This window comes from Burkholderia sp. Bp9012, from assembly GCF_003853825.1.
GTDB lineage: Bacteria > Pseudomonadota > Gammaproteobacteria > Burkholderiales > Burkholderiaceae > Burkholderia > Burkholderia diffusa.
Window position 1 is genome coordinate 243,713 of sequence record NZ_QTQA01000010.1, and the last position, 15,073, is coordinate 258,785.

12 protein-coding genes are annotated in these 15,073 nt (G+C 66.6%); 4 read left to right on the forward strand and 8 right to left on the reverse strand.

Annotation, left to right across the window (positions count from 1 at the left end; translation table 11 throughout):
* Positions 1–3: 3 nt before the first annotated feature.
* From narJ to DIE11_RS16430, 5 genes are all read right to left on the reverse strand, one after another.
* Positions 4–699 (reverse strand): nitrate reductase molybdenum cofactor assembly chaperone, encoded by a 696-nt coding sequence (narJ, locus tag DIE11_RS16410; protein WP_124625528.1) that lies wholly within the window; start codon positions 697–699, stop codon positions 4–6.
* Positions 696–2,225, reverse strand: a complete 1,530-nt coding sequence (narH, locus tag DIE11_RS16415; RefSeq protein ID WP_124625530.1) for a nitrate reductase subunit beta — start codon at positions 2,223–2,225, stop codon at positions 696–698. Before narH ends, narJ begins: the two co-directional genes overlap by 4 nt.
* Entirely contained in the window at positions 2,222–6,001 is a 3,780-nt protein-coding gene (locus tag DIE11_RS16420) for a nitrate reductase subunit alpha (protein ID WP_124625531.1), read from the reverse strand. The genes narH and DIE11_RS16420 overlap by 4 nt, the downstream gene beginning before the upstream one ends.
* 816 nt (positions 6,002–6,817) lie before the next feature.
* Complete coding sequence (locus tag DIE11_RS16425) at positions 6,818–7,009, reverse strand: DUF2964 family protein (protein WP_059605848.1); 192 nt, start codon at positions 7,007–7,009, stop codon at positions 6,818–6,820.
* A gap of 15 nt (positions 7,010–7,024) precedes the next feature.
* On the reverse strand, positions 7,025–7,504 hold the full coding sequence (locus DIE11_RS16430; protein ID WP_059605845.1) for a universal stress protein: 480 nt from the start codon (positions 7,502–7,504) through the stop codon (positions 7,025–7,027).
* Positions 7,505–7,770: 266 nt separating this feature from the next.
* On the opposite strand from DIE11_RS16430, the gene DIE11_RS16435 reads away from it, so the two are divergent.
* A complete protein-coding gene (locus DIE11_RS16435; RefSeq protein ID WP_124625533.1) occupies positions 7,771–8,532 on the forward strand; it encodes a 2-keto-4-pentenoate hydratase in 762 nt (253 codons plus the stop codon).
* Between the two features lie 168 nt (positions 8,533–8,700).
* Here DIE11_RS16435 and DIE11_RS16440 read toward each other — a convergent pair whose 3' ends face one another.
* Positions 8,701–9,618 carry a LysR family transcriptional regulator gene (locus DIE11_RS16440; RefSeq protein WP_124625534.1) on the reverse strand — a complete coding sequence of 306 codons (918 nt, stop codon included), beginning with the start codon at positions 9,616–9,618 and terminating at the stop codon, positions 8,701–8,703.
* 109 nt (positions 9,619–9,727) lie between these two features.
* Here DIE11_RS16440 and DIE11_RS16445 point away from each other — a divergent pair, with 109 nt between their 5' ends.
* Both DIE11_RS16445 and DIE11_RS16450 read left to right on the forward strand, forming a co-directional pair.
* The gene (locus DIE11_RS16445; RefSeq protein ID WP_124625536.1) at positions 9,728–10,327 is read left to right on the forward strand and encodes an NAD(P)H-dependent oxidoreductase; all 600 of its coding nucleotides are present in this window, start codon (positions 9,728–9,730) and stop codon (positions 10,325–10,327) included.
* A gap of 133 nt (positions 10,328–10,460) precedes the next feature.
* Positions 10,461–11,867, forward strand: a complete 1,407-nt coding sequence (locus tag DIE11_RS16450) for a hypothetical protein (protein ID WP_059605990.1) — start codon at positions 10,461–10,463, stop codon at positions 11,865–11,867.
* 207 nt (positions 11,868–12,074) lie between these two features.
* Here DIE11_RS16450 and DIE11_RS16455 read toward each other — a convergent pair whose 3' ends face one another.
* Entirely contained in the window at positions 12,075–12,911 is an 837-nt protein-coding gene (locus DIE11_RS16455; protein WP_059605832.1) for an alpha/beta fold hydrolase, read from the reverse strand.
* A 220-nt stretch (positions 12,912–13,131) separates the two neighbouring features.
* The gene (locus DIE11_RS16460) at positions 13,132–13,965 is read right to left on the reverse strand and encodes an oxidoreductase (RefSeq protein WP_059605830.1); all 834 of its coding nucleotides are present in this window, start codon (positions 13,963–13,965) and stop codon (positions 13,132–13,134) included.
* A gap of 94 nt (positions 13,966–14,059) precedes the next feature.
* On the opposite strand from DIE11_RS16460, the gene DIE11_RS16465 reads away from it, so the two are divergent.
* Positions 14,060–15,031: an AraC family transcriptional regulator gene (locus DIE11_RS16465; RefSeq protein ID WP_124625538.1), complete on the forward strand. Its 972-nt coding sequence runs from the start codon at positions 14,060–14,062 to the stop codon at positions 15,029–15,031.
* Positions 15,032–15,073: the final 42 nt, after the last annotated feature.

The window sequence follows — 15,073 nt, forward strand, 5'->3', positions numbered from 1 at the left end:
CGCTTATGCGCTGCGGGCCGGCCGCTTGTCGTGGAACCGCACCGTCTGCTCGGCCGGCGTTGCCGCGCCGACGAAGCGCACTGCCTCGTCCGCATACGACGCGTCGAGCGCGCGGTAGTCGTCGGCACTCGGCCGCTCGCCTGCGACGTCGTCGTCCGCGGCCGCCGGTGCGTCGACCGACGCGAGGCCGGCCATCGGCAGCAGCGCGCCGACAACGAAGCTGTAATGGCTGCCGCGCTGCGCGAGTTGGCCGGCCAACGCGCGCAGGATCTCGCCGGTCTCGCCGAGCAGGTTGCGCGCATCGGTCGCCGGCAGCCGCGACAGGTATTCGAGGAACACGGGCAGGTAGTCGGGCAGCTCGCCCGGATTCAACGTCAACCCGTGCCGCTCGTACATCTGCAGCAGGTCGACCATCGCCTGCCCTCGGTCGCGCGATTCGCCGTGCACGTGCTCGAACAGGTGCAGCGACGTCGCGCGGCCACGATCGAACAGCGCGACGTAGTTCTCCTGCAGCGTCATCAAGTCACGCTCGCGCACGTAGGCGAAGAAGCGGTCGAGGCCCGCGCGCACCGCCTTCGGCACGCGCGCGCATTCGCGCAGGTGGGCTTCGATCGAGTCGAGCACGTCGACGAGCGCATCGTCGGGATAGTCAAGCAGCGCAGCGAACGCCGCGTAGGTCGGATCGGGTGCGGTGCTCATCGGGACGCCTCGTGGATCGGAATGGTTTTCGTGCCCTTCTTCGGACTGAACAGGCTGCCCTCCGAACGGCCGTCGGAACAGCCGTTGCCGAACGAGAAGCCGCACGACGCGCGCAGATCGTATGCGTTTTCCGCATACTCGCGGTGCGTCGTCGGGATCACGAAGCGATCCTCGTAGTTCGCGATCGCGAGATAGCGGTACATCTCCTCGACCTGCGCAAGCGACAGACCGACCTGGTCGAGCACGCCGCGCGCGTCGACACCGTCGACGTGGCGCGCGCGCATGAACCCGCGCATCGCGAGCAGCCGTTCGAGCGCGAGCTTCACGGGCGCCTCGTCGCCCGCCGTCAACAGGTTCGCGAGATAGCGCAGCGGAATACGCAACGATTCGACGTCCGGCAGATAGCCGTTCATCCCGAGCGCGCCGCTGTTGGCGGCCGAGTTGATCGGCGACAGCGGCGGCACGTACCACACCATCGGCAGCGTCCGGTATTCCGGATGCAGCGGGAACGCGATCTTCCAGTCGATCGCCATCTTGTAGGTCGGCGAGCGCCGCGCGGCGTCGAGCCACGCGGCCGGCACGCCGTCGCGCTCGGCCTGCGCGATCACGGCCGGGTCCTCCGGATCGAGGAACAGCGACAGCTGCGCTTCGTACAGGTCCTTTTCGTTCTCCGCGCTCGCGGCTTCACTGATCCTGTCGGCGTCGTACAGCAGCACGCCGAGGTAGCGGATGCGGCCCACGCAGGTTTCCGAACACACCGTCGGCTGGCCGGCCTCGATGCGCGGATAGCAGAAGATGCACTTCTCGGCCTTGCCGCTCTGCCAGTTGTAATAGATCTTCTTGTACGGGCAGCCCGACACGCACATGCGCCACCCGCGGCACTTGTCCTGGTCGATCAGCACGATGCCGTCTTCCTCCCGCTTGTAGATCGAACCCGACGGGCACGACGCGACGCACGCCGGATTCAGGCAGTGCTCGCAGAGGCGCGGCAGGTACATCATGAAGGTGTTCTCGAACTGCCCGTAGATCTCCTTCTGCACCGACTCGAAGTTGTAGTCCTTCGCGCGCTTCTCGAACTCGCCGCCGAGGATTTCCTCCCAGTTCGGACCCCACTCGATCTTTTCGAGCCGCTGGCCGCTGATCAGCGAGCGCGGCCGCGCGACCGGCATCGCGCGCGTGTTGCCCGCTTCCTGAAGATGGCCGTAGTCGAATGTGAACGGCTCGTAGTAATCGTCGATCTCGGGCAGGTGCGGGTTCGCGAAAATCTGCGCGAGCAGCCGCCACTTGCCGCCCATACGCGGCTCGATCCGGCCGTCCGCACGGCGCTGCCACCCGCCGCGCCAGCGGTCCTGATTCTCCCAGTCCTTCGGATAGCCGATGCCCGGCTTCGTCTCGACGTTGTTGAACCACGCGTACTCCATCCCTTCGCGGCTGGTCCACACGTTCTTGCAGGTCACCGAGCAGGTATGGCACCCGATGCACTTGTCGAGGTTCAGCACCATCGCGATCTGTGCGCGTACCTTCATGACGTTTCTCCATCCCGTACGGCCTGTGTGGTCGGGTCGACCGCGGCTTCCTCGCCGTCGAGCCAGTCGATCTTGCTCATTCTGCGCACGATCAGGAACTCGTCGCGATTCGAGCCGACCGTGCCGTAATAGTTGAAGCCGTACGACAGCTGCGCGTAGCCGCCGATCATGTGGGTCGGCTTCAGCGCGATGCGCGTGACCGAGTTGTGAATGCCGCCGCGCGTGCCGGTGATCTCGGAGCCCGGCGTGTTCACGATCTTTTCCTGCGCGTGGTACATCATCACCATCCCGGACGGAATCCGCTGGCTCACGACCGCCCGCGCGCACAATGCACCGTTCGAGTTGTAGCACTCGATCCAGTCGTTATCGACCGCGCCGATCGCTTTCGCGTCGTCCTCCGACATCCACACGATCGGGCCGCCGCGCGACAGCGTGAGCATCAGCAGGTTGTCCGTGTACGTGCTGTGGATCCCCCACTTCTGGTGCGGCGTCAGGAAGTTGAGCACGCGCTCCGGATTGCCGTTCGAGCGCTTGCCGACCATGTGCGCATAGCTGCCCGTGTCGATCGGCGGCTTGTACACGCACAGCGACTCGCCGAACGCGCGCATCCACGCGTGATCCTGGTACAACTGCTGACGGCCCGTCAGCGTGCGCCACGGCACCAGTTCGTGCACGTTCACGTAACCGGCGTTGTACGACACGTGCTCGGATTCGATCCCGCTCCACGTCGGCGACGAGATGATCTTGCGCGGTTGCGCCTGGATGTCGCGGAAACGGATCTTCTCGTCCGCGCGCGCGGCGGCCAGGTGCGTGTGGTCGATGCCGGTAATGCCAGACAATGCGCGCCACGCCTTCACCGCGACTTCGCCGTTGGTCTCCGGCGCGAGCGCGAGAATCACCTCCGCGGCGTCGAGCGCGGTGTCGATGCGCGGGCGCCCCTGCGTGGCGCCGCCGGCGACCTGGTAATTGAGCTGGCCGAGCAGCTTCACTTCGTCCTTCGTGTCCCAGCCGATGCCCTTGCCCGCGTTGCCGAGCTTGTCCATCAGCGGGCCGAGCGACGTGAAGCGTGCATAGGTATTCGGATAATCGCGCTCGACCGCGATCACCGACGGCATCGTGCGGCCCGGCACCGGCTCGCATTCGCCGCGCTTCCAGTCCTGCACGTCGAACGGCTGCGCGAGTTCGCCCGGCGTATCGTGCGCGATCGGCGCGAGGACGACGTCGCGTTCGACGCCAAGATGCCCGTCGCACAGCTCGGAGAAGCGCTTCGCGATCCCCTTGAAGATTTCCCAGTCGCTCTTCGATTCCCATGCGGGATCGACCGCTGCCGACAGCGGATGGATGAACGGGTGCATGTCGGACGTGTTCATGTCGTCCTTCTCGTACCACGTCGCGGTCGGCAGCACGACGTCCGAATACATGCAGGTGGTCGACATCCGGAAGTCGAGCGTGACGAGCAGGTCGAGCTTGCCGCGCGGCGCTTCGTCGTGCCACTTCACTTCCTCCGGACGCGCGCCGCCCGTCGCGCCTAGGTCGTCGCCCTGCACGCCGTTGGTCGTGCCGAGCAGGTGCTTCAGGAAATACTCGTGGCCCTTGCCCGACGAACCGAGCAGGTTCGAGCGCCACACGAACAGGTTGCGCGGGAAGTTGTCGGGGGAATCCGGGTCCTCGCACGCCATCCGCAGCATTCCGGCTTTCAGATGCCGCGCGACCTCGGCGCCGGCCTGCGCGGGGTCGCCCAGACTCGCACCGACCTTCAGCGGATTCACCGCGAGCTGCGGCGCGGACGGCAGCCAGCCCATCCGTTCGGCGCGCACGTTGTAGTCGATCGGGGAACCGTGGAACTGCGTCTTGTCCGCGAGCGGGGACAGCAGCGCGCCCGGGTCCATCGTGTCGTAGCGCCACTGATCGGTGTGCGCGTAGAAGAACGACGTCGCGTTCATGTGCCGCGGCGGCCGGTTCCAGTCGAGCGCGAACGCGAGCGCGGTCCAGCCCGTCTGCGGACGCAGCTTCTCCTGGCCCACGTAGTGCGACCAGCCTCCGCCCGGCTTGCCGACGCAGCCGCACATGATCAGCATGTTGATGATCGCGCGATACGACATGTCCATGTGGAACCAGTGATTGATCCCCGCGCCGATGATCACCATCGACTTGCCTTGCGTCTTGTGCGCGTTCTCCGCGAACTGCCGCGCGACCGAGATCACGTCCGCGCGCTTCACGCCCGTGATCGTTTCCTGCCAGGCAGGCGTATATGGAAGATCGTCGTCGTAGCTCGCAGCCACGTCGCGCCCGCCCAGCCCCTGGTCGAGCCCGTAGTTCGCGACGAACAGGTCGTAGACGGTCGCGACCAGCATCTCGCCGTCGCGCGTCGCGACGCGCCGCACGCCGATCCGGCGAGACAGCTCGGAGCCGTGCTGCGTCGAGTTGAAATGCGCGTGCGGCTGGTTGCCGAAGTACGGAAACAGCACGTCGACCACGTCGTCGTGCCCGGCCGTGCAGGACAGCCGTGGTGACAGCGCCGCACCCTTCGACGTCTCGCCTCGCAGGTTCCACTTGCCCTTGTCGCTCGATCCGTCCTTGGCCTGCTGCCCCCAGCGGAAGCCGATCGAGCCCACCGGCACGACGAATTCGCCGGTCGCGTCGTCGATCATCACTGTCTTCCAGTCCGGATGTGCAGCCTCGTCGAGCGCGTCGTCGAAATCGGACGCGCGCACGAGGCGCTCGGGCACGTAGCCGTCGCCGTGCGGCACGAGGCGCACGAGCGCCGGCATGTCGGTATAGCGCTTGCAGTAGTCGATGAAATAGTCGCTCTTGCCTGCGAGGTGGAACTCCTTCAGGATCACGTGACCCATCGCGAGCGCGAGCGCCGCGTCGGTGCCTTGCTTCGGATGCAGCCACAGATCACCGAACTTCGCGCCTTCCGAGTAGTCGGGGAACACCGACACGACCTTCGTGCCGCGATAGCGCGCCTCGACGAGGAAGTGCGCATCGGGCGTGCGGGTCTGCGGGACGTTGGAGCCCCACATCATGATGAACGTCGAGTTGTACCAGTCGGCCGATTCCGGCACGTCGGTCTGCTCGCCCCAGGTCTGCGGCGACGCGGGCGGCAGGTCGCAATACCAGTCGTAGAAGCTCAGGCACACGCCGCCGATCAGCGACAGGTAGCGCGAGCCCGCCGCGTACGACACCATCGACATCGCCGGAATCGGCGAGAAGCCGACGACGCGATCGGGGCCGTGCCGCTCGACCGTGTAAACGTTTGCGGCCGCAACGATCTCATTGACCTCGTCCCAGCTGGCGCGTACGAAACCGCCGAGCCCGCGTCGGCTCTGATACGAGCGCCGCGCGTCGTCGTCCTCGACGATCGAACGCCATGCGTCGACCGGCGCGAGCGTGCGGCGGCGTTCGCGCCACAGCTTCACCAGCGCACTGCGCACCATCGGATGCTTGAGACGGTTCGCGCTATACAGATACCAGGAGTACGAAGCGCCGCGCGAGCAGCCGCGCGGCTCGTGGTTCGGCATGTCGGGGCGCGTGCGGGGGTAGTCGGTCTGCTGCGTTTCCCAGGTGACGATCCCGCCTTTCACATAGACCTTCCAGGAGCACGAACCCGTGCAATTCACCCCATGGGTCGAACGGACGATCTTGTCGTGCTGCCAGCGCAGCCGATAGCCGTCTTCCCATTTGCGGTCCTCGTCCGTGACGGCGCCATGTCCGTCGGAGAATGTTGGCCTTGTGGTGGAGAAATAACGCAATCTATCCAGGAAATGGCTCATGGGGATCTCGTTTTTCCGGTCTTTTCGCAGACCCTGAGTATTTAAGGAGGTGATATTCCGGATGTAAAGGACGATCGGCATTCGGCTCGTGGCGTCCGGTTCCATCCCTTGCGTCCGGATCGAATGAATTCTCTTTCGGATCGACATATCACGACTTGATACAAATCACGATATCGTTGCCCCCGCACGCATCGGTATTAAATGGGGATCGATTCAGGAGCGCTAATGGCATGCCCGGCACCGGACCTTCGCATCACGCGTTCGTCCATCGCGGCCATTCGTAGCCGGAGCGAGGCTCGGGATTCACCTGCACCGTGCGGCGTTGAATCAACCGGTGTTTGCCATCTGGAATCGCCGCGCGGCTCCCGCCTTCACGAAGGACTTCGAAACGGGTTTGACGGGTTGCAGGCCGGCGCTCGATCACACGGTCATGCATGTGAGCCGCTTTGTCACGACATCACGCGCTTTCGCGGCGCGATGCGATCACGCACGGGTCGCTGCCACGCGCGCGCTAACGGTTGCCGTGTCAGGCCGGATCAATGCGGGTGCGCCACCGAAGGAAAGCTGCGAGGACAGGACTCGACCGCCGCGATGAGGTAAGCAGCGGCGTGCTCGCGCATGCGCGAGTCATTCAATCAAAGCGTGCGCTGCCTGATGCGGAATCGATGAGACGGGAGATGCCGGCCAGGGCAATGCCGGCCGGGCAGGATGACGCGAATGCGCCGGACATGACGGACGGAGAGAGGCGGAAAGACGGACCGGCGGTGCTGCTGCGGCGATTGCCGGTCTTGCATGAAACCGAGGAAGCGCCGCGCGTCACCCCTCGCCCTTCGGCCCCGGGTTGAGCATGACGACAAAGCAGGCCACGCCGACGATCAACGCGACCGCGCCGCCACGCAGCGCGATCGTTTCGTCGAACAGCAGCCCGGTCACCACGGACATCATCCCCGCGAGCGACACGAACACGGCGATCGCCGCGACGACGATTCGGTATTGACGACGTATCATCGCGCGTCCGCCAGATCAGGCTGCCGCGGCGGAAGCCGGCTCGCCGGCATCGTCGCCGCGAATCAGCAGCACCGGGCACTTCGAGCCACGCACGAAGCGCTCGGCGACGCTCCCGAGCACTACGCGCCGGATGCCGCGCCGCCCGTGCGTGCCGACCACCGCGAGGTCGATCCCGCGCTCCTTGACGTAACGCTGCAGGCGTTCCGCGACGTCCTCGCCAATGCTCTCGGTCTCGACGAGTTCGCCCTCGCCCTTCGCGCCGGCCCGCGCGAGGACCTCTTCGGCTTCACGCAGCACCTTGCGCCCGTCGTCGCGGATTTCCTCGATGAGCGCATGCGGATCGAAACGACCCGCGTACGTAAACAGCACCGACTTGTCGACCACGTACACGACGCTGACGTGCGTGTCGCCCGCCAGTGCCACCTTCATTGCCTCGGCAAGCGCCTGTTTCGACGAAGCGCTGCCGTCGACGGCCACCATGATCTTCTTGTACATGCGAACCTCGCTGGGGTGAGTTGCCGCGCGCGGTCGCGCGTGGCCATGTCCCCATCATCGGCGGACGGCCGGCTGGAAGCTTGACGGCGATCAAAATCCACCCAAAACGCGGCGTGCGGCAAAGCGCCACGCGCAAAAATCGGCGCGCCATCCCCGAGGCCGCGCCGGGCAACCGGGCGGCCATGCCGCCGAAAGCGCTATCATCGACGTTGCGACCTTCGTCCGGCCCTTTTTTTGCCGGCTCACTTTCAACTCGCTCAACCGACATGACAACGACTACCGAACGCGTGGACGGCGCCGCCCAGCATCTCGTCGCCGCCCGCCATGCCGGCGTGCCCGGCCCGCTGCTGCCCGACGCCTTGCGCCCCGAGAGCGTCGATACCGCGCTGGCGATCCAGCATCGCGTCGCCGACCTGCTCGGCGAAGCCATCGGCGGATGGAAATGCGCGCTGCCGCCGCCCGACCGCGTGATCGTCGCGCCGATCTTCGCGTCGACGATCCGCGAAGCCGATGTGCCGTATCGCGTCGTCGGCGGCCCGATCGTGCGGATCGAGCCGGAGATCGCGTTCGTGCTCGATCGCGACCTGCCCGCGCGCGCGCAGCCGTATGACGAGAGCGACGTGCGCGGCGCGATCCGCGAAGTGCGCATCGTGCTCGAGGTGCTGGGTTGCCGCTATGCGGAGCCCGCGCGCGCGTCGAAGTTCGAACTGCTCGCCGACGGGCAGTTCAACCAGGGATTGTGCGTGGGTCCCGTCGTGCCCGATGGATTGAACGTGCCGCTCGAGACGCTCGCGCTGTCGTTCGAAGGTGCGCTGAATCGCACGATCGACGGCCGTCATCCGGACGGCGATCCGCTCAAGCCGCTCGTGTGGCTGGTCAATTTCCTCGCATCGCGCGGCGACGGCGCGCGTGCCGGCCAGATCGTAACGACCGGGTCGTATGCGGGCGCGATCGACGTGCCGATCGGCGACGCGCTGACGGTGCGCTTCGGCGAACTCGGCAGCCTGTCGGTGACGCTGACGGCCTGACGGCCGGCGGTGGGGAACGCGGCGCGTATCGTCGTCGGCGCGCAGCGGGGTGTCGGCATCGTCGCGCTGAACGACTCACGCCGGCCGACACCCGTCACATATTCATCGCTGGCCGCCGGCACGTCGCGCCGTTTCCGCGAGCCTGCCGCATGCGCGGCTCGCCGCACGCTACGCCTGCGCCTCCACCTCGGCCAGTCGCGCCGGCAACTGGTTCACGAGCGCATCGATGGCCGCGCGCACCTTCAGCGGCAAGTGCGACGTATGCGGCCACACCGCATGGATCGCATAGGTCACGCCCGGCTGATCCGGCAGCAGCTCGCGCAACGCGCCGCGGCGAATCTCGTCGCGCACCAGCCAGTAAGGCAGCCACGCGACACCGAGCCCCGCGACAGCCGCGTCCAGCACCGCGCGCAAATCGTCGGAGAGCAGACGGGCCGTCGGCTGCAACTCCTCCGTCCGGCCACCGACGACCACTTGCCAGCGATGCATCTGACCGTAACGCGTATAGGCCAGCGCCTTGTGCTGCGCGAGCGCGTCGACGGTCGCGGGTTCACCGCAGCGTGCCAGATACGCCGGTGACGCACAAAAGGCCATCTTGTGCTCGCCGAGCGCACGCGCGACGAGGCCGCTGCTGTCGGGCAGCGCACCGACCCGCACCGCCAGATCGACGCGCTCCTCGACGAGGTCGATCGTCCGGTCGCTGAACGACAGGTCGAGATCGAGTTCGGGATGGTCGCGCGCCAGCCCGATCAGGATCGGCGCGACGCACAGATGCCCGAACAGCGCCGGCATCGACACGCGCAGCCGCCCCTTCATCTGCCATTTGCCGCTTTCGAGCAGCGCCTCCCCCGCGTGGATCTCCTCCACCGCGCGCAGGCAGTATTCATAGAACAACGCGCCCTCGTCCGTCAGGCTCTGGCTGCGCGTCGTGCGCTGGAACAGCACGACGCCCAGCCGCGCCTCGAGTCGCGCGATGCTCTTGCCGACCGCAGAACGCGTGATGTGCAGCGTCTCGGCGGCCTGCGCGAAGTTGTCGGCTTCCGCCGCGGCAACGAACACGGCGATGCCGTTGAGGTTGTTTCGCATGCAATTGGATCGATAAAGTCTACATTGACGGGAAATCTTATCGCTTTTTGAGACAAAAAGTGGATGATACGATCGGCTCCGTTGTTCATATATGAACGGAGAGGTCCCGATGGCCCGCATTCTCGTACTCAAGTCCAGCATCAACCGCGACCAGTCGCAAACCAACGCGCTGATCGACGCATTCCTCGCGCAACGCAAGGCCAGCGGGCACGCGGACGACGTGGTCGTGCGCGATCTCGTCGATCTCGACCTGCCGGTGCTCGACGGCGAACTGTTCCATGCGCTGCGCGGCGCGGAGAATCCGGGCGAGCGTGCGCGGCAGGCGGTCGCGCTGTCCGACGAGCTCGTCGCCGAACTGAAGGGCAGCGACCTGCTGCTGATCGGCGCACCGATGTACAACCTGAACGTGCCGACCCAGCTGAAGAACTGGTTCGACCTGGTGGCACGCGCACGCGTGACGTTCCGCTACACGGACACCTATCCGATGGGGCTCGTCGAAGGCGTCGACGCGATCGTGTTCAGTTCGCGCGGCGGCGTGCACGTCGGCCGGCCGACCGACGCCGTCACGCCGTACCTGCGTGCCGTGCTGGGCCTGATGGGCATCCATCAAGTCCGGTTCGTCTACGCGGAGGGCCTCGACATGAAGCCGCACGGCTTCGAAGCGGGGCTGGCGAACGCACGCAAGCAGATCGAAGCGCTCCACGCGTAACGCACGTCGGGCACGGCCCGCGCCACGCGAACGGCGGCTTCGCCGTGGCACACGATGCAGCATGTCGGCACTGCGTGATACCGTTGCACATCGCCCGTCACGCGCGAACCGCGTGCCCCTCCCGTCACTCGCCATGCCGCCGACACCGTTGCCTGCCCTGCTGGACGAAGTCCTGAGCACAGTCGATCGCCGCTACCGGCTGCCGCCGTTCGTGCGCGCATCGTCGCTGACCGATGCCGCGAACCCGGCCGCCATCATCGCCATCGTGATCGAGGAAGCGCGCCGGATGCACGCCGACGGCCTCACGCCCGCCCCGGCATTGCAACGCCGGTTCATCGACGCGCTCGCGCGGATGATCGGCGACGCGATGGACGCACGATCCGGCGACCCCGCATTCCAGGCCGCGGTGCTTCGACATGGTGCCCCGGCCGTGCGCGAATACGCATCGCTCGCCTCGCATGCCGAGCAGGATCGGCGCACGCTGCGTTCGGCCGTCAACACGATCGCGCATCCGGCCAGGCTCGAACGGCGTGCGCAGGCATGGCAACGCGAGCCGCTCGCACGGCTGCATGCGGCCGCGGCGGGCGCGTCGTGGGACGATCTCGATGCCGCGCTGCGCCACTTGCTCGCGCAACCGGAGACGGCGGCCGACACCGCGTTCGAACAGGACATCGCCAAACTGAAGGACAGCGCCGCGCTTGCCCGGCTGCAGCGTCTCGACGCATTGTTGCCGGATCCGGACGTCCAGCGGTACCGCACGCTGTGGAGCCGCCAGGGTCCGCTCGAAGGCAGCGCGCTCGCCGTCGCGCAAGGCGTCACGTCGCAACAGCGGGGCGCGGCCGTCGAAGCGCTGGCCGCGCAGGCGCTCGACGCCCTGGCCGCGCAGCTCGATGCGAGCGACGCGCACCGCACGTATCGCGTGGTCACGTCGATGCGCGTGCCGGCCTCGATACCCGGCAAACACGACCGCGCGAAAACCGAGTGGGATGCGGTGCTGCTCGAGCGCGCGCGCGGCGACGATCCGTCGGCCGCGTGGCACGTCCTGTTTCTCGTCGAAGCGAAAGCGTCCGCGGATGCCGCGACCACCGACCTGCCGCGCCTGCTGCGCGGCCTGAGCCTGCTCGCACAAGCCGATCCGGACACTGTCTACACGTTCGACACGCGCGAAGGCGCGGTACGCCTGCACGGTGCGTCGCTGCACGCACTGACGATCGACGACGCGTCACTGCAACGCGAGGTGTTGTACTGCTGCGATGCATCGGCAGACCCCGCGCCGCGCCTGCTGGGGGCCGCAAGCCGGATGCAGTTGCTGTCGGCGCCGGCGAGCCTTGAATACGCGAGCGCGCTGGCGCAGCACGCGGATGCCGATCCGCACGGCCTCGGCGCCGTATGGCAAGCGTTGCTGGAACTACCGTCATGGCGCGCAGTGCTGCATCAGTACGAATCGCTGCGGCAGGTTCGAGCGTTGATGGTGAGCGTCGACGATCTAATGGCCGCGATCGAAGGCGATGTCGGCGACAGCGCCGCAAACAATGCGTGACGTGTGACGCGCGCGGCGCGACCCGGCTGCACGCGCGTTGCCGCCGACGCACCGGTTCAGCGGCAAGACGACACCGCGCAGACTCAAGTCGACGCGGTGTCCCCGCTCCGCGCAACGCACAGGACACCGAATCAAATCGGCGCCGAGGCGACCGGCGTGACCGGTCGGCGCGGCTCAGCCCGCGAAAGCGGGCATGCGCCGCTAGCGTTACGACTGGATGAAGGCGAGCAGATCGGCGTTCAGCACGTCCGCATTGACCGTCAGCATCCCGTGCGAATAGCCCGGATACGTCTTCAGCGTGCCGTTCTTCAGCAGCTTGACCGACTTCAGCGCCGAGTCCGCGATCGGCACGATCTGATCGTCTTCGCCGTGCAGCACAAGCGTCGGCACCGAGATCGACCGCAGGTCTTCGGTCTGGTCCGTTTCCGAGAACGCCTTGATGCCTTCATAGTGCGCCTTCGCGCTGCCGATCATGCCCTGACGCCACCAGTTCTGGATCACGCCCTGATGCACCACCGCGCCCGGCCGGTTGAAGCCGTAGAACGGACCTGACGGCACGTCCAGGAAGAACTGCGCGCGGTTGTCGGCGAGCGCCTTGCGGAAGCCGTCGAAGACCTCGAGCGGCAGGCCTTCCGGGTTCGCGTCCGTCTTCAGCATCAGCGGCGGCACCGCGCTGACCAGCACCGCCTTCGCGACACGTCCGGCCGGCTCGCCGTGGCGGGCCACGTAGCGTGCGACTTCGCCGCCGCCGGTCGAGTGACCGATATGAACCGCGTTGCGCAGGTCGAGCGCTTCGGCCACCGCGAACGCGTCCGCCGCGTAGTGATCCATGTCGTGGCCGTCGGAAACCTGCGCCGACCGGCCGTGGCCGCGGCGATCGTGCGCGACCACGCGATAGCCCTTCTGAACGAAGAACAGCAACTGCGCATCCCAGTCGTCGGAAGACAGCGGCCAGCCATGGTGGAACATGATCGGCTGCGCGTCCTTCGGGCCCCAGTCCTTGTAGAAGATGTCGACGTTGTCCTTCGTGGTGATGTACGGCATGGCTGCAGGCTCCTTTGAGGTAAGTGAACATACGTGCCGGCCGGCCACCCGGGCGGGTGTCGGTGACGAGCTGCGGCGCGGTGGCACACCGCGTCGGTCGACGCAGCACCTCAGTGTTGTAGCGGAAAACCGCGACCGTGTCATGAAGCCAATTACGTCGCGCCGTGCATCGGCACCCTGGTACTCACCGTGTGACGCGTCACGCACGACCGATCGCGCGTCAACCGTCCGTCGACACGGTCACCGCCTCCCACGTGCGAATTTCGTCTTCCAGCGCCGACCATTTGGCGCGCACGAGCCGAAGCGCATCGCTGCCGAGCAACAGATGGGCCGGCGGATGGTCCGCCGCGATGACCGCAAGCATCGCGCGCGCCGCCTTCGCGGGATCGCCCGACTGGCGGCCGTTTTTCTCCTCGCGCGCCTGGCGGATCGGATCGAAGAGCGCGTCGTAATCGGCGATCGAACGCGGCGTTCGCGTCATCGAACGGCCAGCCCAGTCGGTACGGAACGAGCCCGGCGCCACGGCAGTCACCGCGATGCCAAACGGCTCGAGCTCCTTGCCGAGCGTCTCCGAAATCCCTTCCAGCGCGAACTTGCTGCCGCAGTAATAGGCGATGCCCGGCATCGTGATGTGGCCGCCCATCGACGTGATGTTCAGGATGCGGCCGCGCCGGCGTTCGCGCATGAACGGCACGACGGCCTTCAACATCGCGACGGCGCCGAATACGTTCACGTCGAACTGTCGGCGCATCTCCGACAGCGGCGACTCCTCCATGATGCCTTCGTGTCCATAACCGGCATTGTTCACCAGCACGTCGACGGGCCCGACGCTCGACTCGATTTCCGCGACGACGCCGTTGATGCGCTCGAAGTCGGTCACGTCGAGCACGCGCCCGATGGCCGCACGCGGGGACAGCGCCTCGAACGCCCGTTTTGCCGCTTCGCTTCTCACGGTGCCGACCACCGTATGACCCGCGGCCAGTGCCGCTTGCGCGAGCGCACGGCCGAAGCCGCTGCTGACGCCGGTGATGAGCATGATGTTGCCGGATGCCATGTGAGCTTCTCCCGAATGTCGATAGAAGCATGCATGCTAGTCTGACGAACCACGTCGAATAAGCCCGATTCTGCTGAATTTCTTGCCTGAAACTATGAACGCCGCCCCCTCCTCGCCCCGCTCGCCATCGCTGCCCGCGCGCGGTCGCAAACGCCTGATCGCATTGCTGCATGCGTTGGCGCCGGACGAAGGCTACAACCTGACCGCGCTACCGAGCGTGCGCATCCTGCGTTCGAACCGCGCGCTATCCCGCACGCCGGTGCTGTACGACCCGGGCATCGTGATCGTGTGCCAGGGCAGCAAGCGCGGCTATTTCGGCGGCGAACGCTATCTGTACGACGAGGACCACTACCTGGCCGTATCGGTGCCCGTGCCGTTCAGCATGGAAACCGACGCAACGGCGGCGCACCCGCTGCTCGCGCTGTATCTGCACCTCGATTTCCCGATGGCCGCCGAGTTGGCCGCGCAGATCGATCGCGAGGGAATCGCCGAACCCGTGCAAGCGCCGAAAAGCATGATGTCGACGCCGATGGACGATGCGATGCACGCGACCGTGCTGCGGTTCGTCGAGGCGATGCACCGCCCGCTCGAAGCGGCGGTGCTCGGCCCCGGGTTGCTGCGCGAACTGTATTTCCGCGTGCTCACCAGCGCGCAGGGCGGCGCAATGCGCAGCGCGCTGGCGATGCGTGGACAGTTCGGCCGGATCGGCCGTTCGCTGCGCATGATCCACGCCGACTACGCGAAGTCGCTCGACGTGACGCAACTGGCCGGGGAAGCCGGCATGAGCGTGCCGAGCTTCCACAGCCACTTCAAGACGATCACGCAGGTGTCGCCGATGCAGTACCTGAAGTCGACGCGGCTGCATCAGGCGCGCCTGTTGATGGTGCGCCAGGACCTGACTGCGGAGGCGGCCGGCCATGCGGTCGGTTATGCGAGCGCGTCGCAGTTCAGCCGGGAATTCAAGCGGCTGTTCGGCCTGACGCCCGCGCAGGAGACGAAGCGCATGCGCGCGCAGTTCGCGATTCCGGCGCCATTCGACGATGCGGTGTTCGTGTCGTCGCATTGACTGGCTGAGCCGCGAGCCGCACGTATGACCTTCGCGGGCCCG

What these genes read in the sequence shown, in the direction of transcription:
- narJ (WP_124625528.1), bottom strand. Translation starts at nt 699, where the DNA reads ATGAGCACCGCACCCGATCCGACCTACGCGGCGTTCGCTGCGCTGCTT.
- narH (WP_124625530.1), bottom strand. Translation starts at nt 2,225, where the DNA reads ATGAAGGTACGCGCACAGATCGCGATGGTGCTGAACCTCGACAAGTGC.
- DIE11_RS16420 (WP_124625531.1), bottom strand. Translation starts at nt 6,001, where the DNA reads ATGAGCCATTTCCTGGATAGATTGCGTTATTTCTCCACCACAAGGCCA.
- DIE11_RS16425 (WP_059605848.1), bottom strand. Translation starts at nt 7,009, where the DNA reads ATGATACGTCGTCAATACCGAATCGTCGTCGCGGCGATCGCCGTGTTC.
- DIE11_RS16430 (WP_059605845.1), bottom strand. Translation starts at nt 7,504, where the DNA reads ATGTACAAGAAGATCATGGTGGCCGTCGACGGCAGCGCTTCGTCGAAA.
- DIE11_RS16435 (WP_124625533.1), top strand. Translation starts at nt 7,771, where the DNA reads ATGACAACGACTACCGAACGCGTGGACGGCGCCGCCCAGCATCTCGTC.
- DIE11_RS16440 (WP_124625534.1), bottom strand. Translation starts at nt 9,618, where the DNA reads ATGCGAAACAACCTCAACGGCATCGCCGTGTTCGTTGCCGCGGCGGAA.
- DIE11_RS16445 (WP_124625536.1), top strand. Translation starts at nt 9,728, where the DNA reads ATGGCCCGCATTCTCGTACTCAAGTCCAGCATCAACCGCGACCAGTCG.
- DIE11_RS16450 (WP_059605990.1), top strand. Translation starts at nt 10,461, where the DNA reads ATGCCGCCGACACCGTTGCCTGCCCTGCTGGACGAAGTCCTGAGCACA.
- DIE11_RS16455 (WP_059605832.1), bottom strand. Translation starts at nt 12,911, where the DNA reads ATGCCGTACATCACCACGAAGGACAACGTCGACATCTTCTACAAGGAC.
- DIE11_RS16460 (WP_059605830.1), bottom strand. Translation starts at nt 13,965, where the DNA reads ATGGCATCCGGCAACATCATGCTCATCACCGGCGTCAGCAGCGGCTTC.
- DIE11_RS16465 (WP_124625538.1), top strand. Translation starts at nt 14,060, where the DNA reads ATGAACGCCGCCCCCTCCTCGCCCCGCTCGCCATCGCTGCCCGCGCGC.